General features: G+C 37.9%; 21 protein-coding genes. 17 read left to right on the forward strand and 4 right to left on the reverse strand.

The window, feature by feature from the left end; translation table 11 throughout:
* Nucleotides 1-151: 151 nt before the first annotated feature.
* From K0A91_RS07770 to K0A91_RS07790, 5 genes are all read left to right on the forward strand, one after another.
* Nucleotides 152-673 carry a diheme cytochrome c gene (locus K0A91_RS07770; RefSeq protein ID WP_295009618.1) on the forward strand — a complete coding sequence of 174 codons (522 nt, stop codon included), beginning with the start codon at nucleotides 152-154 and terminating at the stop codon, nucleotides 671-673.
* The gene (locus K0A91_RS07775; protein WP_295009619.1) at nucleotides 666-1,556 is read left to right on the forward strand and encodes a cytochrome b/b6 domain-containing protein; all 891 of its coding nucleotides are present in this window, start codon (nucleotides 666-668) and stop codon (nucleotides 1,554-1,556) included. The genes K0A91_RS07770 and K0A91_RS07775 overlap by 8 nt, the downstream gene beginning before the upstream one ends.
* A 227-nt stretch (nucleotides 1,557-1,783) precedes the next feature.
* Entirely contained in the window at nucleotides 1,784-2,161 is a 378-nt protein-coding gene (locus K0A91_RS07780) for a hypothetical protein (RefSeq protein ID WP_295009620.1), read from the forward strand.
* Nucleotides 2,161-2,829, forward strand: a complete 669-nt coding sequence (locus K0A91_RS07785) for a response regulator transcription factor (RefSeq protein ID WP_295009621.1) — start codon at nucleotides 2,161-2,163, stop codon at nucleotides 2,827-2,829. Before K0A91_RS07780 ends, K0A91_RS07785 begins: the two co-directional genes overlap by 1 nt.
* 3 nt (nucleotides 2,830-2,832) lie before the next feature.
* On the forward strand, nucleotides 2,833-4,047 hold the full coding sequence (locus K0A91_RS07790) for an ArsS family sensor histidine kinase (RefSeq protein ID WP_295009622.1): 1,215 nt from the start codon (nucleotides 2,833-2,835) through the stop codon (nucleotides 4,045-4,047).
* A 6-nt stretch (nucleotides 4,048-4,053) separates the two neighbouring features.
* Here K0A91_RS07790 and recO read toward each other — a convergent pair whose 3' ends face one another.
* Nucleotides 4,054-4,674, reverse strand: coding sequence for a recombination protein RecO (recO, locus tag K0A91_RS07795; RefSeq protein ID WP_295009623.1), 621 nt, complete (start codon nucleotides 4,672-4,674; stop codon nucleotides 4,054-4,056).
* A 179-nt stretch (nucleotides 4,675-4,853) separates the two neighbouring features.
* On the opposite strand from recO, the gene gltB reads away from it, so the two are divergent.
* From gltB to K0A91_RS07840, 9 genes are all read left to right on the forward strand, one after another.
* The gene (gene gltB, locus K0A91_RS07800) at nucleotides 4,854-9,293 is read left to right on the forward strand and encodes a glutamate synthase large subunit (RefSeq protein WP_295009624.1); all 4,440 of its coding nucleotides are present in this window, start codon (nucleotides 4,854-4,856) and stop codon (nucleotides 9,291-9,293) included.
* Nucleotides 9,294-9,295: 2 nt separating this feature from the next.
* Entirely contained in the window at nucleotides 9,296-10,681 is a 1,386-nt protein-coding gene (locus tag K0A91_RS07805; protein WP_295009625.1) for a glutamate synthase subunit beta, read from the forward strand.
* A 124-nt stretch (nucleotides 10,682-10,805) separates the two neighbouring features.
* On the forward strand, nucleotides 10,806-11,651 hold the full coding sequence (gene accD, locus K0A91_RS07810; RefSeq protein ID WP_295009626.1) for an acetyl-CoA carboxylase, carboxyltransferase subunit beta: 846 nt from the start codon (nucleotides 10,806-10,808) through the stop codon (nucleotides 11,649-11,651).
* Complete coding sequence (locus tag K0A91_RS07815) at nucleotides 11,651-12,211, forward strand: thiamine phosphate synthase (RefSeq protein WP_295009627.1); 561 nt, start codon at nucleotides 11,651-11,653, stop codon at nucleotides 12,209-12,211. The genes accD and K0A91_RS07815 overlap by 1 nt, the downstream gene beginning before the upstream one ends.
* A complete protein-coding gene (locus K0A91_RS07820; protein ID WP_295009628.1) occupies nucleotides 12,211-12,669 on the forward strand; it encodes a 23S rRNA (pseudouridine(1915)-N(3))-methyltransferase RlmH in 459 nt (152 codons plus the stop codon). Before K0A91_RS07815 ends, K0A91_RS07820 begins: the two co-directional genes overlap by 1 nt.
* 9 nt (nucleotides 12,670-12,678) lie before the next feature.
* A complete protein-coding gene (gene dksA, locus K0A91_RS07825) occupies nucleotides 12,679-13,029 on the forward strand; it encodes an RNA polymerase-binding protein DksA (RefSeq protein ID WP_295009629.1) in 351 nt (116 codons plus the stop codon).
* A 10-nt stretch (nucleotides 13,030-13,039) separates the two neighbouring features.
* Entirely contained in the window at nucleotides 13,040-14,056 is a 1,017-nt protein-coding gene (locus tag K0A91_RS07830) for a hypothetical protein (RefSeq protein ID WP_295009630.1), read from the forward strand.
* A 7-nt stretch (nucleotides 14,057-14,063) separates the two neighbouring features.
* On the forward strand, nucleotides 14,064-15,017 hold the full coding sequence (dusB, locus tag K0A91_RS07835) for a tRNA dihydrouridine synthase DusB (RefSeq protein WP_295009631.1): 954 nt from the start codon (nucleotides 14,064-14,066) through the stop codon (nucleotides 15,015-15,017).
* On the forward strand, nucleotides 15,011-16,153 hold the full coding sequence (locus K0A91_RS07840) for a hypothetical protein (protein ID WP_295009632.1): 1,143 nt from the start codon (nucleotides 15,011-15,013) through the stop codon (nucleotides 16,151-16,153). Before dusB ends, K0A91_RS07840 begins: the two co-directional genes overlap by 7 nt.
* Here the strand turns inward: K0A91_RS07840 and K0A91_RS07845 are convergent.
* From K0A91_RS07845 to K0A91_RS07855, 3 genes are read right to left on the reverse strand one after another with little or no spacing between them, the layout of a single operon-like run.
* The gene (locus K0A91_RS07845; RefSeq protein WP_295009633.1) at nucleotides 16,150-17,031 is read right to left on the reverse strand and encodes a hypothetical protein; all 882 of its coding nucleotides are present in this window, start codon (nucleotides 17,029-17,031) and stop codon (nucleotides 16,150-16,152) included. The genes K0A91_RS07840 and K0A91_RS07845 overlap by 4 nt on opposite strands.
* Nucleotides 17,028-17,366 (reverse strand): flagellar motor switch protein FliN, encoded by a 339-nt coding sequence (fliN, locus tag K0A91_RS07850; RefSeq protein ID WP_295009634.1) that lies wholly within the window; start codon nucleotides 17,364-17,366, stop codon nucleotides 17,028-17,030. The genes K0A91_RS07845 and fliN overlap by 4 nt, the downstream gene beginning before the upstream one ends.
* On the reverse strand, nucleotides 17,367-17,789 hold the full coding sequence (locus K0A91_RS07855; protein ID WP_295009635.1) for a chemotaxis protein CheX: 423 nt from the start codon (nucleotides 17,787-17,789) through the stop codon (nucleotides 17,367-17,369).
* A gap of 97 nt (nucleotides 17,790-17,886) precedes the next feature.
* Here K0A91_RS07855 and K0A91_RS07860 point away from each other — a divergent pair, with 97 nt between their 5' ends.
* From K0A91_RS07860 to K0A91_RS07870, 3 genes are all read left to right on the forward strand, one after another.
* On the forward strand, nucleotides 17,887-18,627 hold the full coding sequence (locus K0A91_RS07860; RefSeq protein WP_295009636.1) for a sulfite exporter TauE/SafE family protein: 741 nt from the start codon (nucleotides 17,887-17,889) through the stop codon (nucleotides 18,625-18,627).
* A 6-nt stretch (nucleotides 18,628-18,633) separates the two neighbouring features.
* Nucleotides 18,634-21,471, forward strand: a complete 2,838-nt coding sequence (gene uvrA, locus K0A91_RS07865) for an excinuclease ABC subunit UvrA (protein WP_295009637.1) — start codon at nucleotides 18,634-18,636, stop codon at nucleotides 21,469-21,471.
* Between the two features lie 68 nt (nucleotides 21,472-21,539).
* The gene (locus K0A91_RS07870) at nucleotides 21,540-22,691 is read left to right on the forward strand and encodes a PLP-dependent aspartate aminotransferase family protein (RefSeq protein WP_295009638.1); all 1,152 of its coding nucleotides are present in this window, start codon (nucleotides 21,540-21,542) and stop codon (nucleotides 22,689-22,691) included.
* Nucleotides 22,692-22,694 lie beyond the last annotated feature (3 nt).

Consider the following 22,694-nt stretch of genomic DNA (forward strand, 5'->3'; position numbering starts at 1 on the left):
CTAACACAAGACGTTTTATGTGCTGGTACTGTAGTCCAAAAAGGAAAGAAACCTGTTTATTATTAGCTTTTGTGAAAACTATGAGTCTTTAAGAACACACAACCATATTTTAACTATTTGGTTGATAAATATATTATACGAAGGACTTATCATGAAAAAACTAGCAATCGCATCGATGTTAATCGCAGGAGCCTTAATGGCAAAAAATGTATCGTTTGAAGATCAAAGAGGTGTTGCGTCCGTAACAGACGCTCTATACTTAAAAGAGTGCGGAAGTTGTCACTTTGCCTATCAACCCGGACTGCTTCCAAGCAAATCGTGGAAGAGTATAATGGAAGATTTGGATGACCATTTCGGAACGGATGCCAGTATTGACGGCGCTGATAAGAAAAATATATCAAAATATCTGCAGGATAATGCGGCAGACAAATCTTTAAACTACAAAAAAAGCAAAAAAATAAATGAGAGTATTGCGACGACACAAACCCAAATCTCTATAACAAAAACACGCTATTTTATTCAAAAGCATAGAGACGTAGGGAGTGAATTGATTCAGCAAAAAGAGGTTAAATCGATATCAAACTGTATGGCTTGCCACACAAAAGCCGACAAGGGCTCATATAGCAAGTGGGAGATAAATATTCCAAACTACGGAAGATGGGAATATGAATAAAATATATGTGTGGAGCATTTTTACAAGGCTCTCTCATATTTTTCTTATTGCCGCTGTATCGGTGGCGTATTTGATAGCTGATTTTGAAAATCTGCTAAGCTATCATGCAGCTCTTGGATATGTTGTCGGATTGCTATTTTTGTTTAGAATTCTCTGGGGATATATGGATGTTAAATTTTCAAAATTTGAAGATTTTAACTTTAACCTTAAAGATTTAGCAGAGTACATGTTAAATATTTTCGGCAACAAAAAAGAGTATGTTGGGCATAGCCCTGTTTCAAGCTGGGCCATAGTAGCCATGATAGCTCTAGGTCTTGCCTCGGTTGTAAGCGGAGTTATCGTTTACGGCACGCAAGAGGGGATAGGCTTGCTCTCTTTTTTAAATATCTCGCTCTTTAAGGAGATGGACTTTTTTGAGGATTTGCATGAGTTTTTTGTAAATGCTTTTATGTTTGTAGTATTCGTCCATATTGCAGGAGTTATAATAGATATAGTTTTACATAAATCTCAAGCACTTGATTCTATAGTAGACGGTTATAAAAGCGCAAATAGTGATGGGCTGAAGCTTACTATTTTGCAAAAAGTTTTTGGTATTGCATGGGTTGGCTCATCACTTGTTTTTTTACTCTATCTTTTGGCAAGCCCGTCAAATATTTTATTGGCAGATGCTTCCAATCCGACTGATAAGAAAGTTGAGCACAGCCTATTTGAGAGAGAGTCTATCTCATGTTACACTTTCTATCCGCCACATCTGCTTCCAATGGAGCCATTGGTTAATATAATGGATAATCTTGAAAAATATTTTGAATATGACGCTTCGCACGATAAGAAGGAGAAGAACTCTATAAAAGATTATCCCGTTGAAAATAGTGCCGAGAGTTAAATAAAAGAGAGTATATAAAATTTAAAAAAGTATATAGAGAAAAAAAGACATTAGTAATAACTAAAACCATTGTTGGGATAAGAGGCATGAAAATATAAACAAAAGCGTATTTGAAAACAAAAAAAATAGCGGCTAAGCCAAATTGCAGAATTTGTAATAAAAATATAGAACAAGGTTTGTTAAATGATAAAGATATTAAAATACCTGAGTTAAAATAGGATATTAAGATGAAAATTATAGTTGTGTTGCTACTCTTTTTTTGTGCCATATTTGCCAGCAATGAGTATGAATATAGACACATAAATAAAGGGCTATCCCACCTAGGTCTCTCAAAAGAGCAAAGCATGGAGATTAGAGAGATACTGCATGATTTTAGGATAGAGTTAAAAGAGTTTGAAATTTTTAAAAAAGAGATAGAAAAAAGAAGAAAAGATCTGTTTTTAAGAGAGTATTTTAACTATGATGAGCTTGAGAGGCTAAATCAGAAGCTTGATTTCAGAGCAAGAGAGATTGAAAAAAATCTTTTAATAAAAATACATGTTGTTTTAAATCTAAAGCAGAGAGTGAGATTTATAAACCATTTTGATGATTGGAAGGTTAATTGATGCATAATGTCCTGCTTATAGAAGACGATATTGACATGCAGACGCTTATTAGCGACTATCTTAAAAACTATAATCTGCATGTAGATGCATTTGCAAAGCCACTTGAAGCTCTCTCTTCTCTTGAAAAAAACAGAGACAGATATGCAGTTGTCGTGCTTGATTTGATGCTGCCTCAAATAGACGGTTTTGATGTTTGCAGAAAAATCAGGCAAATATCCTCTGTTCCGATAATCATCTCATCTGCGCGAAACGACATAGGAGATAAAATATTGGGATTTGATTTGGGAGCAGATGATTATCTGGCAAAACCTTATGAGCCTAGAGAGCTTGTTCTTAGGATACAAGCGATACTCAAGCGAGGCACAAACAAGAACAAAATAATCGGTGATTTTGAAATAAATGAAGATAAGCTTGAGATAAAAATAGACGGTCTGGCGCTTGAGCTAACGAAAATAGAATATGACATACTCAACCTTTTTTTGCAAAATAGAGGTAAGGCTTTATCAAGAGAGATTATATCAAATGCAGTAAGTGCAATCGAATACAACTCTAAAGAGAGAACGATAGACATGCACATAAGCAATATACGCCAAAAAATAGGCGATGATCCAAAAGACCCGCAATACATAAAGTCCGTTTGGGGTATAGGCTACAAGTTTATAGGATAGTTGATGTCAATAATATACAAGGTAATAACTCTCTTTTTAATCAGTTTTACTCTAATGATATTTGTATCCTCAAAAACAAATAACCTTATGCAAAACACAATCGAGACGCTCTTAAAAGACAAATATATATATGTTTCAGATGAACTCTTCACTTATCTCTCTAACAGCAATCACTCAGAGCTGCAAAAAAAGATAAAAGAGCTAAAGTTTGAGATAGTAGAGGAGAAAGAGCACTATTTCAAGGCATCGCTTGTTCTTTATGAGTACAACACCGATCTCTCTGAAATAAGAATTATAATGCATGAGGATAATAAATATCTGCTATATATGAGATATCTAGATGATGATATTTTAGTAATAGACAAGTCTCAAAATAGTAGTTTTGAACAAAAAAAGTTTCTTGATTATATGATTTTAGCGGATATTTTAATTCTGATAATTTTGTCTTTTTTAATTTTAAAGATGGTATATCCGATAAAAAAAATATCAAAAGCAATCAGCAAGTTCGGAGAGGGTGCGTACCACCTGAGAGTAAGCGCAACAAGCAACGATGAGATAGGAGAAGTTGTAAAAAAATTTAACTCTATGGCATCAAATATTCAAGATTTGATAGAATCAAGAGAGAGACTGCTTCGTGACATCGGGCATGAGTTAAAAACTCCAATTTCAAAATCAAAAATAGCGCTCGAGATGATTGAGGAGAGCAAATATAAAAGAATACTCAATAAAGCACTCTCTCAAATAGACGAGATGGTTAATGAACTCTTATATATTGAAAAGTTAAATTCAAATCAAAACAGGTTAAATATTGAGCCATTTAGCTCAGAGACACTTATAACAGAAGCGCTCTCAAAACTTTTCATAGATGATGAATCGTTGGTTAATATCTCTATAAACTCAAGTTTTGAAATCAAGGGTGATCTTAACTATCTCTCAATAGCCTTGAAGAACTTGATAGACAACGCTCTTAAATATGGAACAACAAGACCAGTATATCTGGTTGCAGAAGATAGAAAAATTTCTCTAAAAAGCACGGGGGAGCCGCTTGATAAGCCGCTTGAGTTTTACTGTGAGGCATTTACAAAAGGGGATAATTCAAGAACTCAGTCCGGATACGGCTTGGGTCTTAGTTTGGTGCAGAGAGTTGCACATAGGCATAACTTCATATTTTCATACCACCATGAAAACGGCTTTAATGTTTTTGTTTTAGAGATGTAGAACTGTTTAAAACCCCTCTAAAATAAGCCACCAGAGCCTCTCTATCTCTTCGTCGTTTAAAAAGAGGGTAGATTTATTTTTATATAGCTCGACAAGAGAGACTTTTTTTATGCCAAATGTGTGGCTGCAGCTCTTGTGAGTCGGCAAAAACGCGCGAATAAGAGAGACATCATCCTCTGCAATCGTCTCTGAGCATAAAAAACAGTCAAACTCACTGTGCAGTCTTCCCTCGTGCTCCAAAAGTTTTATATAGGACTCAATAGCAACTCTTTTAGGGTTTTGCTTGTTCCAGTTTAGCGAAGCACTTTCAAGCAGCTCAAAGTAGAACTCGTCAAGCTCTTCAGCATCTTTTAGGTGCTTGTAAAAAAGCGCGTTAAAATCCTGCCATACCCTTAGAAGCTTATAGTCGTTAATCCATCTATAACCTATATGGATTACATCTTTTAATCTTATAATAGTTGACTTTGAGGAGTGCTCTTTTTCATAGTCGATTTTAAAGCCAAGGTTGATAACACCGTGTCTTGCGCCATAGAATCTATAAAGAGTATCTAAGCTCTCTCTTGATAATATAGTAACTATTAAATCTTCATCTTTAACTTTGTTAAGATTTAGAATAAATCCCTGCATAATCCGCTTCTTTTATACACATATTTTATTTTTTTATAGAAAAATTATACTGATATTATATTTTTTTAAACCTTTAAATCGTATAATGCAACTCTTATCTCTAAATAGACTAAGTTTCTTTAAAAAGAGATTAAAATTTTAGTAAATTTACAAGAAAATTGCAAATTTTAGGAGTTAGCATGGTTGAATATCACGATTTGTTAAGATCATTTAAGGACAACTGCGGTTTTGGTCTTGTTGCCAATATCAAAAACCAGACATCGCACAAAGTTCTAAACGATGCCATAACGGCGTTAGAGAGAATGATGCATAGGGGTGCTGTTGCGGCTGATGGCAAAACAGGCGATGGAAGCGGTCTGCTTCTTTCACTTCCTGAGGAGTTTCTTCGCCAAGAGGCTTCTAAAAACGGGATTGAATTGCCAAAACAGTTTGCAGTTGCAGCAATTTTTACAAAAGATATCAACAATCTATCTATAGTAGAAGAGGTTTGCGCGAACAACGATTTAAAGGTTGTTTTTAGAAGGGAAGTTCCAATCAGCATAAACGCTCTTGGTGAACAGGCTCTTGCAACTCTTCCTGAGATAGTTCAGCTATTTATAACTCCAAACTCAATAATGGCAACAAACAGATTTGACGCACTTCTTTATCTGTCACGCAAAGAGAGTGAGCACAAACTTCTGAATGACAGAGATTTTTACATAGCTTCTATGAGCTCTAAAGTTCTCTCATACAAAGGGCTTATCATGCCTACCCACATCAAAGAGTTTTATGAGGACCTTAATGATGAGAGCTTCAAGATATCTTTTTCACTGTTTCACCAAAGATTCTCGACAAATACTCTCCCCGAGTGGAAATTGGCTCAGCCCTTTCGCGCGGTTGCACACAACGGAGAGATTAACTCTGTTGAAGGAAATCGCCTAAACGTTGAGATAAAATCAGAATCAATCAAGAGTGATGTATTTACTGATGAAGAGATACAAAGAATATTGCCTATTTTACAGCCGAGATCTTCAGACAGTGCATCAGCCGATAACTTTTTTGAGTTTTTGCTTGTAAACGGTATGGATTTTTTCAAAGCTGTTCGCGCAGTAATTCCTGCTGCTTGGCAGAATGCTCCGCATATGGACCCAGAGCTTCGCGCATTTTATGAATTTCACTCAACAGTTTTTGAAGCGTGGGACGGTCCTGCTGCATTTTCGGTAACTGATGGAAGATATGTCGGATGTGTGCTTGACAGAAACGGTCTTCGTCCATCAAAATATATAATAACAAAAGATGACACTCTTTTAATAGCAAGTGAGTACGGTGTTATGGATATCGCAGAGGATGAGATAAAAGAGAGAGGCCGTCTGCAATCAGGAGAGATGCTCGGGCTTGACCTTAAATATGGAAAAATATTTAAAAACAGCGAGATAAACGACTATCTAAAGAGCTCAAATCCTTATATGGATTGGCTAAACGAGCATATGATATATCTTCAAGAGCACGTTGTTGACCAGTACATGTCAACTTCAGAGTATGACAAAAAAGAGCTGATTGCAAGACAGAGATACTTTAACGTAACTCACGAAGTTATAGAACAGGTGATAGAGCCTATGATGCTTGAGGGCAAGGAGGCTGTTGGGTCAATGGGCGATGATACGCCTCTTGCTGCGTTTTCAGATAAGCAGAGAGCTTTTAGCGACTTCTTTAAACAGAAATTCGCACAGGTTACAAACCCTCCGATAGACCCGATAAGAGAAAAAGTGGTTATGAGTTTAAACACAGGATTTGGTGAGGTTCACAACATACTTAACGAAGTTCCATTTCACGCGCATCGTCTTAAATCAATCTCTCCGATTATTACAAGCGAGAAGCTTACGATTTTAAAGTCGTTTGGGGATAAAAAATCACCGAGTTATCAGGATTTTTACCGTAACAAAACATTCTCTACAGCGTATGAGAGCGACTTAAAAGCTTCGCTTGACGCTTTGGTTGAAAATGTTATCGACTCTGTAAAAAATGAAGGTACGAGAATTATAATCCTTGATGATTATGAGTTTAGCAAAAATAATAAGATAATTCCTATGGCCATGGCAATCGGGCGTTTAAACACTGCGCTTCTAAAAGCTAAAGTGCGCCACCTTGCATCTATGGTGGCAGTTACGGGAGAGGTCATGGACCCTCATGGCGCAGCGGTCTTAATTGGCTACGGTGCAAATGCTATACATCCAAAGCTTTTGGCAGAAACAGTTATAGCGCATGCAAAGAGATCAAACAATATTTCAATTGATTGCAATGTTGCCCTAAAAGCAGTCCACAGCGCATTAAATGCGGGAATACTAAAAATTATGTCAAAAATGGGAATCTCAACCATTGCTTCATATAGAAATGCCGGTCTATTTGACATTATGGGACTAAACAAAGAGGTTGTTAGAGAGTGTTTTTCTACTTCAAACTATGCGCTCAGCGGTCTCAACTATGATGATATCGACGAGAGACTAACAAAATACCATAAAGATGCATTTGAGGATAATGGATTTAATAGAATTTTTCCTCTAAATATAGGTGGCTATTATAAGTTTTACAGCGGTCAAGAGCACCATGATTTCGGGCCTGCAGTTATTCATGCAATACATGCCATGGCAGATAGCGGAAGCAAAAAAGATTATGAAAAATTAAGAGATTTGGTAAACAAAAGAGGTCTTAAATTTATCCGTGATTTCTTTGAGATAAAATCTGACCAGAAGCCAATCAATATAAGCGAAGTTGAGCCAAAAGAGGCTATATTTAAAAGATTTGCTTCAGCGGCTATGAGTCTTGGTTCAATCAGTCCGGAGGCGCATGAGACTATTGCAATGGCCATGAACAGAATCGGCGCGCAATCAAACTCAGGAGAGGGCGGAGAAGACTCTGAACGTTTTGGAACTGAGAGAAACTCTAAAATCAAACAGGTTGCATCGGGAAGATTTGGCGTAACTGCGGCGTATCTAAGAAGTGCAGAAGAGATTCAGATAAAAGTCGCTCAGGGTGCAAAACCTGGAGAGGGCGGACAGCTTCCAGGGCACAAAGTTTCGCCTCTTATCGGCAAGCTTCGCCATACAATTCCGGGAGTAACGCTTATTTCGCCTCCTCCTCATCATGATATCTACTCAATCGAGGATTTGGCACAGCTTATTTTTGATGTTAAGCAGGTAAATCCGAAGGCTAAAGTTGCCGTTAAACTTGTTTCAACTTTAGGTGTCGGAACAATTGCAGCAGGTGTTGCAAAAGCGTATGCAGATAAGATTATTATCTCTGGCGGTGACGGCGGAACGGGAGCGGCACCTCTTACATCTATTAAGTTTGCAGGAAATCCTTGGGAACTTGGTCTTAGTGAAGCTCATAACGCCCTAAAAGCCAATAACCTGAGAGGTCTTGTCGAAGTTCAGGCAGACGGCGGTCTAAAATCTGGACTTGATGTTATAAAAGCTGCACTTTTGGGTGCAGAGAGTTATGCGTTTGGAACCGGTGTGTTAACTATTGTAGGCTGTAAAATGCTTCGTATCTGCCATGTAAACAAATGCTCGGTCGGTATTGCAACACAAAATGAAAAACTTCGTCAAGAGTTCTTCAAAGGTCATGTTGAGCAGCTGATAAACTATTTTACTCTTCTAGCGGAGGATATTCGCTCTATAATGGCCGAGCTTGGGTTTAGAACAATGGAGGAGATGATAGGAAGAAGCGATACTTTAAAAGTAGTTGATGACAAATTTGCTCAAAAATTTGATTTTAGCTCAGTTCTTCATCAAGAAAAAGGCGTTAACACATGTCAGCAAAAATCAAACCATCCATTTGATGATAATACTTTTGAGAAAGATGTTTTAAAAGAGGCTATGAGTTCAATCAGAAATCCTTTAAACTCTATTCGAATAAAAAGAGAGATAGCCAATACAGATAGAAGTTTTGGAGCTCTAATCAGCGGTGAGATAGCTGAATATTACGGAGACAAGGGTCTAAATCCTGATACGATAAAGATAAATCTTACAGGTATTTCAGGTCAGGCGCTTGGTGCATTCTTGTTGCCTGGTATCTCAATATATCTTGAGGGTGTAGCAAATGATTACATCGGAAAAGGTATGCACGGCGGTAAAGTTATAGTTACCTCTTCTAATGAGGGAGAGAAATTCGCTGCAGGCGGAAACACTTGTCTTTATGGAGCAACAGGCGGTAAGCTTTACATCTCCGGAAGCGTGGGCGAGAGATTTGCCGTGCGTAACTCTGGAGCGCTTGCCATTGTTGAGGGGACAGGCGATAATGCCTGCGAATATATGACGGGCGGAGTTGTTGTTATCTTGGGGCGTACCGGAATTAACTTTGGCGCCGGTATGACCGGTGGAATCAGTTTTGTGTATGACTTTGACCATACTTTCATAGAGAACGTAAATAGAGAGCTTGTTGAGCCTATTCGCATAGATACGGATGATGGCGATGAGGCTAGACACTATCTGAAAAAACTTCTAAAAGATTATATTGTAGAAACAGGAAGCAAAAAAGCAAAAGCTCTGCTTGATAATTTCAGAGTAGAGGTTAGAAATTTCTGGCTTGTAAAACCTAAAAATTTAACTAAATTACCTATGAACTTAGAGATTGGAGATTAATCATGAGAGAATTTTTAACAATTGACAGAATTGAAGCAAGAAAAAGATTAGTCGTAGAGAGAACAAAAGATTTCGGCGAGATTTATGAGGTTTTCGACAAGAATGAAGCGGCAACTCAAAGCGAGAGATGCATCCAGTGCGGAGACCCTTTTTGTTTAAATAAGTGTCCGCTTCACAACTATGTGCCTCAGTGGCTAAAAGCAGTAAGCGAAAAAGATTTGGAGTTTGCATTTAAGCTCTCAAATGAGCCCTCACCATTTCCTGAAGTAATGGGCAGAGTATGTCCGCATGACAGGCTTTGTGAGGGAGATTGCACGCTTAACGACGGCCATGGGGCTATTACTATCGGCTCTATAGAGACGCATATAACAGAAGAGGGTTTTAAGGCAGGATTTAAACCTGATTTCCCTGGAATCACGACAGATAAAAAAGTAGCAATTATAGGAAGCGGTCCCGCTGGACTCTCCGCTGCAACATATCTTTTGCGTTCAGGAATAGCAGTTAGTGTTTATGAGAGAAGCGATAGAGCAGGCGGGCTTATGACTTACGGAATCCCGAACTTTAAGCTTGACAAAAAAATTATTGAGCGCCGTATAAAGTTTCTTCTTGAAGCAGGAATGGAGCTTGTTCTTAACTGCGAAGTGGGCAAGGATATAACTTTTGAAGAGATAGCCGACAAGCATGATGCCATGTTTATAGGTGTGGGTGCGACAAAGGCAAAAAAAGCTTCTATTAACGGAGAGCAGGCACCAAACGTCTATAAGGCCATGGATTATCTAACCGCAATACAGAGAAAGAATTTTAGAACCTCTTATGATAAAAAATTTGACTTTAAAGAGAAAAATGTAGTCGTAATAGGCGGCGGAGATACGGCAATGGATTGTCTAAGAACAGCAAAAAGAGAGGGTGCAAAAAGTGTTACTTGTCTCTATCGCCGTGATGCGCACAATATGCCCGGAAGTCAAAAAGAGTATAAAAATGCAATGGAAGAGGGCGTTGATTTTACATTTTTTGTCGCTCCAAAGCAGATTATTTTAAACGACAAAGGCGAAGCCATAGCTGTTGAAGTTGTTAAAACTGCTCTTGGTGTAAAAGATGAGAGCGGACGTCAAAAGATGGAAGAGGTAAAAGGGAGCGAATCAAGAGTAAATGCGGATGTTATAATTATGTCGCTTGGTTTTGACCCTGAAGTTCCGTCATTTTTGGCAGAAAATGGGATTGAGACAAACAAGTGGGGCGGAATTATTATCAACAAAGACACCCATGAGACTACGACTTCCGGAGTATATGCAGGAGGCGATTGCTACAGAGGTGCCGACTTGGTTGTAACCGCGGCGTATGACGGTCGTGAAGCGGCAAGAAGCATAGTAAAATCCCTTTTAAAATAGAGCAATAATTTTTCTACATGCAGATATTTTTTTTACATGTAGAAAAATTCCACATCATCAAATAGAGAAAAATCAAGCATAAATTCGATATAATTTTCGCCATTATATAAAAAAAGGATAATTTTTGAACCTCCTGAGCATTTTTTCTAGAAATAAAGATATAAAAGAACCTCTTAAAAGCGAAGCTCCAGCACACTGGGTAAAGTGTAAATCTTGTCAATCCTTGATGTACTACAAAGAGGTTGAAAATCAAAAACAAGTATGTCCTAAATGCGGTTTTCATATCAGAATAGGCGTAAAAGAGCGCATCGAGCTTTTGGCTGACGAGGGCACTTTTGTCGAATATGACAGCAATCTAAAGCCGGTTGACCCTCTAAAATTTGTGGATAAAATATCATACAAACAGAGACTTGAAGATGCAAAGGCAAAAACTGGAAAAACTTCGTCTGTAGTAAGCGGCGAATGTAAAATAAACGGGGTAGGCGCGCAGATAGTTATATTTGACTTTGCATTTATGGGTGGCTCTTTAGGCTCGGTAGAGGGCGAGAAAATTGTTCGCGCGGTAGAGCGTTCTATAGAGAAGAGAGAGGGACTGATAATACTAAGTGCCAGTGGCGGCGCTAGGATGCAGGAGAGTACGTTTTCTCTGCTTCAGATGAGCAAAACTTCTGCAGCTCTTGCAAGATTGGCAAAACATAATCTTTTATATATCTCTGTGTTAACTGACCCGACTATGGGCGGAGTAAGCGCTTCATTTGCGACATTAGGCGATATAATAATAGCTGAACCAGGTGCTCTTGTCGGCTTTGCAGGTCAAAGAGTAATTGAGCAGACAATAGGCTCTGCTCTCCCAGATGGTTTTCAGCGAGCGGAATTTTTACTTGAAAAAGGCTCTATTGATATGATTGTAAATAGAAATGATCTTAAAAAGACGCTCTCAGACCTCTTAACACTGCTAAAAGTTGCATAATGCGTCTTTACGCTCTTTGCGACCAAGACCTTTTAGATAGAAAAGGTCTCTCTTTGGAAGATTTCATCAATATCGCAAAACAAAAAAATGCAGAGATTATTCAGTATCGAAGTAAAAACTCGGATGTTGCATTTATAAAACAGCAGCTCATTAAAATAAGAGGGCTATATGACGGCTTTTTGGTAGTAAATGACGCTTATGAGCTTGTGGAGTTTTGTGACGGTGTTCATGTAGGACAGGAAGATTTAAGAGCAATAGACAGCGATATATTTACCGCCGCAAAAATTCTTAGAGAAGTTATAGAGAAAGAGAAGATTTTAGGTTTGTCTACGCATAATAAAGAAGAGGTTTTGCAAGCAAATATGATGGATTTAAACTATATCGGTCTGGGCGCTTATAGAGATACGGATACCAAAAATAATATCTCAGCAGTAATAGGCGAAAAACTAGATGATATAGCATCCCTCTCCAAACATTATGTTGCTGCAATAGGCGGTGTAAGAGAGAGTGACAGATTTGCACATGTTACTTATCATGTGATGGGAAGCGGGCTTCTTTAGTGAATATAGAGATAGTCTCAATTGCCAAGAAAGAGCACTCAATATATGATCCTCTCTACAAAGAGCTTCAAAAAATGATTTCCCGCTTTGCAAAAGTAGATGATATAGAACTTTTTAATAAGGATGTAACAAAAGCACACACCATCTCACCAGAAGCCTCAAAACAGGCTTATACAAAACTTTTAGAGCCATATGCATCAAAGGGTTTTAGTGTTATATTGCATCCCGATGGAAAATTAATTGATAGTTATGAATTTAGTAAGCTATTAGATGGTAAAATTGCGATTAAATTTTTCATAGGCGGGGCATACGGCTTCGAGGATAGCTTTTTAAAAAAAGGCGATACCGTTATAAGCTTAGGAAATATTACAATGAGCCATAAGATTGCAAAAGCTGTATTGCTTGAGCAGATTTATAGGGGTTTTTCAATTTTAAGCAGTCACCCATATCACAAATAAGGAACGTAAGTGCAAGAGAGCGAGCTAAAATACTTTAAAGAGATGCTTGAAAGTAGAAAAGAGCAAATTATTAAAAATATCAAAGGTGTAAACGAGGAGCTAAATCAGTTAAGTTCAATGGAGCTAAATGATGAGGGCGATCATGCATCCGTAGATAACAGTTCAATGGTAGAGAGCGCAATAATACAGCAGCAAGAGCAAGAACTAAGAGAAATTGATGTGACTCTAGGAAAAATTGTAACGGGTGATTATGGGATATGTGAAATGTGCGAAGACCCGATAGGTTTTCAAAGATTAAAAGTTAAACCACATGCGATATACTGTATAGACTGTAGAGAGATAATAGAAAAATCTAGATAAGGAAGTGATTATGCAGATAAAAAAATACACGATAGCGGCATTTATATTAATTGTTTTAGTTGGCTGGTATGTCTACTCTTTTATAACCCAGGAAAGCGTAAGCATTAGTTTTTTCGGACAAACACTACCATCAATGCCAATAGCTGTTTTAGTTATTATACCTTTGATAATCTTCTACATTGCAAGTGTAATTCATATGTTGTTTTACTCACTTGTTGGAGCCTTGAGGCTTCACAAACATGAGAAAGATCATGATAAAATCGTGGACTCCATAGTTGACGCTTACCTTGGAAAAGAAAACCGCTCTAGCTCGTTTAAAACAGACAGATATAAACTTTTTGGGTATCTAATAGACAATGCGACTATATTCCCGACTGAAGATTTTGACTTTGAAGTTGATAACAAGAAAATCAATGATGTTCTTAGTGCGATAAAGAGTATTAAAAAAGGCGAAGTTGTTGATTTAAGAAGATATTCGCTACCGCCATCAAACGCTTATGTTATTCAAAATGAGAGAAACAGATATAAAAAAGCTGCAATCAGCGCCGAAGATATTTTAAGTGGAGTGAATAAATTTGATATCAGTCTGCGCAAAGAGGTTTATATAGATTTTGTAAAAACTGCACCGCTTAGTGGTATTGAAAAATATAAAAATGCTCTTACAAAAGAGTCTCTTTTTGAGATACTCTCAAGAGTGAATGCTGACACCAAAACACTGGTTGTCTCTAACGACTCTTTGCTCTCTCTCTTTAAAGATTTGAAACTAACATCGAGAGACTATATTGAAGCATCTAAAAAACTCTCAAGAGCGATGCTTCCTGAGCAGAGAATTAAACTTTTTGAGACACTGAGCAATGAGAATGATGCGGCAACGGATTCATATCTCTTTACTCTGTTTGATTTAGAGATGTTAACGCCGGCAAAAGAGATATTAGATATTTCACAACCAAATGAGTATGCACATTTTAAAGCGTATAGTTCATTAAGAGAGTGTGGCAAACACTTTGACATCAATCTTTTTGTATAGTTTATAGATGATTGAAAAACTATCCTTTGAGAAGCCTGTTTATGTCTTGGCCCCTCTTGCAGGCTTTACGGACTTGCCTTTTAGAAGCGTAGTCAAAAAATTTGGAGCAGACTTGACGGTAAGCGAAATGCTTAGCTCAAATGCTCTGGTCCATGGTTCTGCAAAAACTTTTGGCATGATAGAAAAAAGCCCAAATGAAAACCCATATTCGGTTCAGATAGCAGGTGCAGAGGTTGATGTAATAAGACGTGCCGTTGAGATATTAAACGAGCAAGAGGGCATAGATATTATAGACCTTAATTGTGGCTGCCCTGTTCCAAAAGTGGTAGGACACGGAAGCGGAAGTTCTCTGCTGTTAAATCTTCCTCTAATGGGCAAAATAATAAGAACCATAAAAGATACTTCAAGCAAAAGATGTACAAGCGTAAAGATAAGACTCGGTTTTGAGAAGAAAAACCATATTGATATAGCCAAAATAGTTGAAGACAGCGGAGCTGATTTTTTGGCAGTTCACGGAAGAACAAGAGCCGGAAAATTCACTGCAGAAGTCGATTATGACGCAATAAGAGAGATAAAAGAAGCCCTTAAAATACCTGTAATTGCAAATGGCGATATAGACTCCTATGAGAAAGCAAAGTGGGTGTTGGAACACACCGGCGCAGACGGAGTTATGATAGGTCGCGGTGCTGTAGGAGCTCCTTGGATTTTTCATCAGCTAAAAACCGGAACTAAGAATATTGACAAAAATATTAAGCATGATATAATCTTGGAACATTTTGATAAGATGATAGAATTTTATGGTCCTCATGGGGTGAGTATGTTTAGAAAACATACGCATACATACTCTAAAGGCTATAGAGGCGCTTCAGCACTAAGAGATAGCGTCAACCATATAGTTGATGTTAAAGAGTACCGCGCTCTAATAGATGATTTTTTTAGTAATAGTGAGACAGTTTGTTAAAAATAAGTAAATCAATAAAAACACTTGACGAGAGTGATATAGCAGACAATCTTCTTCACTACGACTACAATGTAAAGTATTTATTGTCTCTTATTAGAAAAGGTGTGAGCCTTGATGACCAGCACTTTCTAAGTTCATACCGCTCATTTGAGGGCGAAGTTTTTGAAAATTATGTTTTTGAAAAGCTTTTAATATATGCAGTTGAAAACGATGAAATTGAAAAATTTGTCCTAAAGGGCTTTCATCAAGATAAAATAAAATCATATGCAAACACACTCTCCATAAGTGAAAAACAGCAGATTGTATATAGAACAAAAAGCAGAGAAATAAGCGAATTTGACGCCATGTTTATCACAAAAAACCAAGAGCTTTATTTTGTGGAGATGACACTCGTAAAGTCTGTTTTAAAACTAAGAAAAAGACTTAGAAAGAAAAAGGCACTTTTGGAGATAATATTTCCAAATTATGAGATTAAAGCACTTATTATTTTAAATGAAGGCGCTACAGGTGTAAGACAGCTGCCGTCATATTGCAGCGTTTGGCTTACAGAGGAGTTTTCAGCAAAGGGTGTGCTTGACTATATAGTTGATACGGATGCTAGAAAACTTCTCCCAAAGAAGAGAATAAAATCAAGCAAGATGATAGAGGCACACACTTTAAAACTCTATCCATTTAGGTATTACAACACAATCTCATGGATTACAAAAACGATAAGAAGCCATAAAAAATTTGTTATTGATATGAATTTTTTAATGAGCGAGAAAGTTCAAAGATATCATGATTTATACAATAAATTTTATATAGGCTATATTGATGCTTCTGAAGTTAGAGATGAGCTTAATTTAGACAAAAGCTGCAAAGATGACCATCGTGTTATAGTTGCACTAGAGAAAAAACACACCGATGAGATTACGTTAACCTACTATATACATCAGACGCGAAAAGTTTTATATATATACTCCTATGATGATAACAACAAGATTGTCAGAGAGAAGAAAGACCCTTACGGCATTACTATTACCGAGGTTTATCATATAAGCAAAATGATGGATGAGAAGTATAAACTAAACACATCTAATCTTGCAATGATTAGAAAACTTCTAGAAGAGAGAACTACTGCTCAGACAGAGCTCTAAGCTTCATACGAGATAGAAGCAGCCTTCTCTTTGTATGCGCGCAAAGAGTCCTTTTGGTCGTTGTCACTGTTTAAAAAATTGTCTAACTCTTTGTGTCTGTTTTGTAAAATCGAATTGAAATCGTCTTCTGTAGCGGGTCTGTTACCATTAAACTTATCAAGCAGTATATTGCTCTTTCCCATAAGCACAAGATAGCTCTGCTCACCGAAATCAAGCATTACGACACTGTTTTGACTATCAAGCGCCTTTTGAAATCTGATGGCAACGTTGTTAAGATTTTGCTGTTGCACAACCTCTTTTTGAGGTTCATTGCTCTCCTTAAAGAGCCAAGATGGCTTAGCCTGTCTATTTTGAGGTGTTTTCATCTTCTTTTTTATATAAAAGAGCGTTAAGATTCCTAGAATCAGGATTGTCAAAACAATATAGTAACTCTGCGATAAATCATCGCTTTTTTTTGTCGGAAGAGCATTCAAAGAGTTGCTAGCAGGCATTTTTGATTGGGCTTGAGCACTGCTTGATAGTACATTCGTGGTAAATCTCAGCCTCAGACCGTATGCGTCAGATGTTTTAGAAGCCTGCAGGTTTACAGATGGCGGCACTTCTGCGACTATTTGTGTGTAATCCTGCATGGGAGTGATAGAGATTGAGCTTATATATTTGGATGATAGATGCTTTATTTTAGGAGACTCTATAGAAGCGTCTTGGAGTTTTATAGTAATAGTCGAGTTGCTCACACTCTGCTTTATTACGCCATCATAAGGGGTGTCAAATGTAATCATAACATCTACTCTGTCAGTTCTGTCATAGATGTTGTAGCTAAGTATTTTTGAAGCATGCAGATAGAATGGAATTGAAAATAGCAGTAATAGTTTAATCATAGTTTCTCTTTGGAGAGGTGGTATAGAACAGCGCTTGAGTCTAGAATCTCATTTATACGAATTGCAAGATTTTTTTCATAAACCATTACTTCGCCTTTGCCTAAAATACGGTCGTTTACATAAGACTCAACACTCTCGCCGGCAGGTTTTTTAAGATCTATAATAGAGCCTTTTGTAAGTTTGAGTATCTCGCCGATTGATAGCTCTGTTTCGCCGAGATCGGAAACAAATTCCACCTCCATGTCCAGCAAACCTGAGTAGTCCATCCAAGAGAGCTCCTCTGCTGGGTTAAAAGTTGTCTCTTTGACCCCGTAGTTACGTCTATTTTTTTTCAATTATAGTTCCTTGATGGCAATAATCATCTCATCATTTTCAACTCTTAAAACCTTTGCCTGATCATACGCAAAATCAAAATTGTCAATCTTCTCAAAGTGAGGGGTAGACATTGTGTAGGCATATTCACTCATTTGTTCAGCCAGCACTTTAGCACTCCCGACTATGAGATTTGTCGTCTCAAGAGTCATGTCTATCAAAGTGTTCTCATCACTCTCATCTTCCTCAAGCAGGAGTGTTGAAATTCTCTGCGCAAAACTAGGCGTTGCACCGATATAAATTCTGTGCTTTTTGCCATTCATAGCTTCTATGTCAATATAAGCAATAAGCGTTCTCTTTTGGGTCAAGTCGTCAACTATCTCATGAGGTACTCTGATTTGATGGATACAAAAATTTTTCGAAGCTTCAATAATTATCTTTAACATTCCACACCCTTATTTAGGTGATTATACTTTATTGATTCTCAAAGTAAAATTAAACTCTATTTTAAGATGATATAATTCGCAAAAAAGTTTTTTAATAATGATTGAGTTGATTTTTTTGGGTATCGGTGTCGGAATACTATCCGGTTTTTTTGGTATCGGCGGCGGAACTATACTCGTTCCGATGCTGTTGTTTCTTGGGCACCAGATAAAAGATGCTATCAGTATTTCGATAGTTCAGATGGTATTTAGCTCAATTTACGGAAGCTATCTGAACAATAAAAAGAAAACTTTGGATGTTCCAATGGTCCTAACCATCGGAGTCGGCGGTTTCTTTGGTGCCATGTTAAGTGGATTTATAGCTTCAAACGTCGATGACAGGTTATTGGAGATTCTATTTTTTGCTTTTGCCCTTTTTGCGCTAAGCAGACTTTTTTTTAAAACAAAGATGGGAGCGACACAAAGAGAGGCAAGCAAGGTTCTACTCTTTTTAATAGGTCTGTTTTTGGGTATTTTAAGCATGCTGATTGGTGTCGGCGGAAGCATAATACTTGTTCCGATACTAGTCGGGTTTTTACATGTAGATATTAAAAAAGCAATCTCTGCGGGGCTCTTTTTTGTGGTTTTTTCATCGGTTGCAGGTCTTATCTCCCACTCGTTAAGCAGAGATATAGATTTTTACAGCGGTGTGGTCATAGGTTTATCGTCACTTGTCGGTGTTTATGTAGGCATAAACCTTAAAGACAAAGTAGATTCTGTAGTGCAAAAAAAATTATTAGTAGGTTTTTATCTTTTAATAGTTATATATCTTGCAATTAGAATATTTTTTAGAGGGAATTAGTCAAATATGAAAAACAGAGATGTAATAAAAATAACGGGCGCTAGAGAGAATAACTTAAAAAATATATCGCTTGAAATACCAAAAAATAAGCTTGTAGTCTTTACAGGACTAAGTGGAAGCGGAAAATCTACTCTTGCGTTTGATACACTTTATGCCGAGGGGCAAAGAAGATATATGGAGTCTTTGTCATCATATGCCAGACAGTTTCTTGACCGTGTCGGCAAGCCAGATGTGGATAAAATAGAGGGCCTTACTCCTGCAATCGCGATTGACCAAAAAACAACCTCTAAAAATCCGCGCTCAACGGTCGGGACAATTACTGAGATATATGACTACTTAAGACTTCTTTATGCGCGTGTTGGCATGCAACACTGCCATAAGTGCGGCAAAGAGATTTCGCAGATGAGTGTCTCAGATATTATAGGCGAGGTTGCAAAGCTTCCCGAGGGTGCAAAACTTGTTCTTATGGCTCCGATAGTAAACGAGAAAAAAGGCGCTTATGCTGATGTTCTGGAGTCTTTAGTGCACAAAGGCTATGTACGTGCGATGATAGACGGTGTGATGGTCAGACTTGATGAAGAGATAGAGCTTAGCAAGACAAAAAAACACACTATAAAAGTCGTAATCGACAGGGTTGTAGTAAACGAGCAAAACAAAGAACGCATCGCAGCTGACGTTGAAAAGGCTCTAAAAGAGAGTTACGGCGAGCTTGAGATAGAGATATTAAACCATGAAGAGCTTGGGCTAAAGCGCTCTCATATTCACTACAGTGAGCATAATGCATGTTTTGACTGCAAGGTGAGCTTTGACCCTCTTGAGCCTCTCTCTTTCTCTTTTAACTCTCCAAAAGGCGCATGCAGAGAGTGCGACGGACTTGGACTTCGTTACGCACTAGATCAGGACAAAATAATAGATATAGATTTGTCTGTAGAAAAGGGCGCAGTAAAGATAGTTTACGGCTTTAATAAAGGGTACTATTTTACATTTTTAAAAGGCTTCTGTGAGCAAAACAAGATTGATACGACCATACCGTATTCGGATTTGCCTGACTATAAGAAAAAAGCGATTTTACACGGTGGAATAGACGAGGTGAGTTTTCTTTGGAAAAGTCATGAGGTAAAGAGAGTTTGGCCTGGAATTATCAAGATAGCTTATGACATGTTCAAGGATGAAAAAGAGTTGGCAGACTACATGAGCGAGAAAGTTTGCAGTGTGTGCGGCGGACACAGGCTAAAAAGAGAATCTCTCGCAGTAAAGGTCGGCGGTAATGCAATTGCAGATATTTTGGATATGCCAATCTCCAAAAGCTATGAGTGGTTTGAAAACAAAAGTAATTTCAACTACTTAACGGCGCAGAGTACGCAGATATCTGCACCGATTTTAACTGAGATAAGAGAGAGACTCTACTTCTTGTTTGATGTCGGACTTGGCTACATCACCCTTGGCCGCGATGCAAGAACAATCAGCGGCGGCGAGGCTCAGAGAATCCGTATCGCTTCACAAATAGGGAGCGGTTTAACGGGTGTCTTGTATGTTTTAGATGAGCCGAGCATCGGACTGCATGAGAGAGATACGCTAAAGCTTATCCGCACGCTTAGAAGCCTTCAGGAGAAGGGAAACAGCGTTATAGTTGTCGAGCATGACAAAGAGACGATAGAAAATGCAGATTTTATTGTAGATATCGGCGAGGGTGCGGGGAAATTCGGCGGAGAGGTTGTTTTTGCAGGAACTCTAGAGAAGCTGAAAAAGGCTAAAACACTTACTGCAGACTATCTTTACGGACGAAAGAAGATAGAGTATTTTTACAGAAGAGCGCAAGAGAAATATATAGAGATAAAAAATGTCACATTAAATAATATCAATAATCTTAGCGCAAGAATTCCTCTTAATAATTTTGTATGTATTACGGGAGTAAGCGGAAGCGGAAAAAGCTCTCTAATGCTTCAAACACTTCTTCCCACGGCTAGAGAGCTTTTAAACCATGCCAGAAAAGTAAACAAGGTAGCCGGTGTTGAGATAAACGGACTCGAACATGTAGATAAGGTTATTTATCTCGATCAAAGCCCTATCGGACGTACGCCGCGCTCAAATCCTGCAACATATACGGGCGTTATGGATGAGATAAGAAATCTCTTTGCACAGACAAAAGAGTCGCAGATAAGAGGCTACACAAGCTCAAGATTTAGCTTTAATGTTAAGGGCGGAAGATGTGAGAAGTGCCAAGGCGAGGGCGAAAACAAGATAGAGATGCACTTTTTGCCAGACATTATGGTCAAATGCGACACTTGCCGCGGAACAAGATACAACCAGCAGACTCTGGAAGTTTTTTACAAAGGCAAAAATATATCTGACGTGCTAAATATGAGCGTGGAAGAGGCTTATGAGTTTTTTAGACCAATACCAAAGATAAATCAGATACTCTCAACTCTTGTTGACGTCGGACTTGGCTATATAACTCTAGGTCAAAATGCCGTGACACTCTCAGGCGGCGAGGCTCAAAGAATCAAGCTGAGCAAAGAGCTAAGCCGTAAAGATACAGGCAAAACTCTCTATATACTAGATGAGCCGACAACAGGACTTCACTTTGCTGACGTTGACAGGCTTACGGGCGTTCTTCACAAGTTTGTAGAGCTTGGAAACTCGGTGCTTATCATAGAACATAATCTTGATATGATAAAAAATGCCGACTATGTTATAGATATGGGTCCAGAGGGCGGAAGCGGCGGCGGCCTTATTATCGCTGAGGGAAGTCCTGAAAAGGTAGCAGACGAGCATAAAAAAACAGGAAGTTATACAGGTGAGTATCTTGCAAAAGAGCTTGCGCTTCATAAAGAGTGCCTTTAAAAACTTTGTGAAGTCAAATTCTCTTAGGTGAAACTTCGATACAATTCCAAAAAAAGTATAGGATGATTATGAAAAAAAGCATAGAAACATCTCTGAGTCATATAGCAAAATACGCACCTTTTGAAGATGTAGCAGGAGCTTCTCACTTTCCTATTTATAATACGGGAACTTTTGATTTAAAAAAGCAACATGGCGAGAAAATATATGATTACACAAGAAGTGACAACCCAACGAGAGAGATGTTGGAAAATCTCTTTACAGATGTAGAAAAAGGTGCTGGTTGTGTGTGTACACATACAGGAATCGCCTCGGTTGCACTTCTGTTTGAAACTGTTTTAAAAGTAAACTCTCATATTTTAGTTGAAGCTGATTGTTATGGCGGAACATTTAGATTGCTCAAAGTTTTTAAAGAGAAGTATAAAATCACTGTGCATTTTGCTAATTTTTTAGAACAAGAAAATTTAGAGGATATTTTAAAAAATAATCCCATTGATTTAGTTTTATGTGAAAGTCCGACAAACCCAGGTCTTAAGATAATTGATTTAGAAGCAACAGCTACTTTATCGCACAAATACAACGCTCTTTTTGCAGTTGATAACTCGCTTGCAACATTTATGAGCCAAAGACCTCTTGAATTTGGGGCTGATTTTAGCCTTTTTTCAACGACAAAGTATGTATCTGGTCACGGTGCCGTTGTAGCAGGCGCGATAGTGGCTAAAACAAAAGAACTGGCACAAGAGATTCATTACTATGCAAATGCTCTTGGCAGAAGCCAAAATCCTATGGATGTTTACTTAATCTCACTTGGTATCGCTACTTTAAAAATAAGAATGCAAGAGCATCAAAAATCCTCTATAGAGATTGCTGAATTTTTACAGAAGCAAGATTACATCACAAAAGTAACGCATCCTGCACTCAAATCACATCCACAATATGAGTTGGCAAAAAAACAGATGGATTATATTCCAGGTGTTTTTTGTGCAGATTTTGAGTCACTTGAACTTGCCGAAAAGTTTATACAAAACACAGAAATATTTGGAGAAAAGTGTTCTTTTGGTAGTCCAGATTCAAGAGTAGAGATACCTGCGAAGATTTCCCACGCTTCATTTAGCAAGGAGGAGCTTGAAGCAATAGGTGTAACATCTGGAACAGTTAGATTCTCTATAGGCTTAGAGAATGTGCAAGATTTAATAGAAGATATAAAACAAGCAGTACAATAAAAA

The sequence above is a fragment of the Sulfurimonas sp. genome (assembly GCF_019429335.1).
In the GTDB taxonomy this organism is placed as follows: Bacteria; Campylobacterota; Campylobacteria; order Campylobacterales; family Sulfurimonadaceae; genus Sulfurimonas.

What these genes read in the sequence shown, in the direction of transcription:
- K0A91_RS07790 (WP_295009622.1), top strand. Translation starts at nt 2,833, where the DNA reads ATGTCAATAATATACAAGGTAATAACTCTCTTTTTAATCAGTTTTACT.
- K0A91_RS07815 (WP_295009627.1), top strand. Translation starts at nt 11,651, where the DNA reads ATGCGTCTTTACGCTCTTTGCGACCAAGACCTTTTAGATAGAAAAGGT.
- dusB (WP_295009631.1), top strand. Translation starts at nt 14,064, where the DNA reads ATGATTGAAAAACTATCCTTTGAGAAGCCTGTTTATGTCTTGGCCCCT.
- gltB (WP_295009624.1), top strand. Translation starts at nt 4,854, where the DNA reads ATGGTTGAATATCACGATTTGTTAAGATCATTTAAGGACAACTGCGGT.
- K0A91_RS07830 (WP_295009630.1), top strand. Translation starts at nt 13,040, where the DNA reads ATGCAGATAAAAAAATACACGATAGCGGCATTTATATTAATTGTTTTA.
- K0A91_RS07870 (WP_295009638.1), top strand. Translation starts at nt 21,540, where the DNA reads ATGAAAAAAAGCATAGAAACATCTCTGAGTCATATAGCAAAATACGCA.
- K0A91_RS07845 (WP_295009633.1), bottom strand. Translation starts at nt 17,031, where the DNA reads ATGATTAAACTATTACTGCTATTTTCAATTCCATTCTATCTGCATGCT.
- K0A91_RS07785 (WP_295009621.1), top strand. Translation starts at nt 2,161, where the DNA reads ATGCATAATGTCCTGCTTATAGAAGACGATATTGACATGCAGACGCTT.
- uvrA (WP_295009637.1), top strand. Translation starts at nt 18,634, where the DNA reads ATGAAAAACAGAGATGTAATAAAAATAACGGGCGCTAGAGAGAATAAC.
- K0A91_RS07775 (WP_295009619.1), top strand. Translation starts at nt 666, where the DNA reads ATGAATAAAATATATGTGTGGAGCATTTTTACAAGGCTCTCTCATATT.
- K0A91_RS07780 (WP_295009620.1), top strand. Translation starts at nt 1,784, where the DNA reads ATGAAAATTATAGTTGTGTTGCTACTCTTTTTTTGTGCCATATTTGCC.
- K0A91_RS07855 (WP_295009635.1), bottom strand. Translation starts at nt 17,789, where the DNA reads ATGTTAAAGATAATTATTGAAGCTTCGAAAAATTTTTGTATCCATCAA.
- recO (WP_295009623.1), bottom strand. Translation starts at nt 4,674, where the DNA reads ATGCAGGGATTTATTCTAAATCTTAACAAAGTTAAAGATGAAGATTTA.
- K0A91_RS07805 (WP_295009625.1), top strand. Translation starts at nt 9,296, where the DNA reads ATGAGAGAATTTTTAACAATTGACAGAATTGAAGCAAGAAAAAGATTA.
- K0A91_RS07860 (WP_295009636.1), top strand. Translation starts at nt 17,887, where the DNA reads ATGATTGAGTTGATTTTTTTGGGTATCGGTGTCGGAATACTATCCGGT.
- K0A91_RS07770 (WP_295009618.1), top strand. Translation starts at nt 152, where the DNA reads ATGAAAAAACTAGCAATCGCATCGATGTTAATCGCAGGAGCCTTAATG.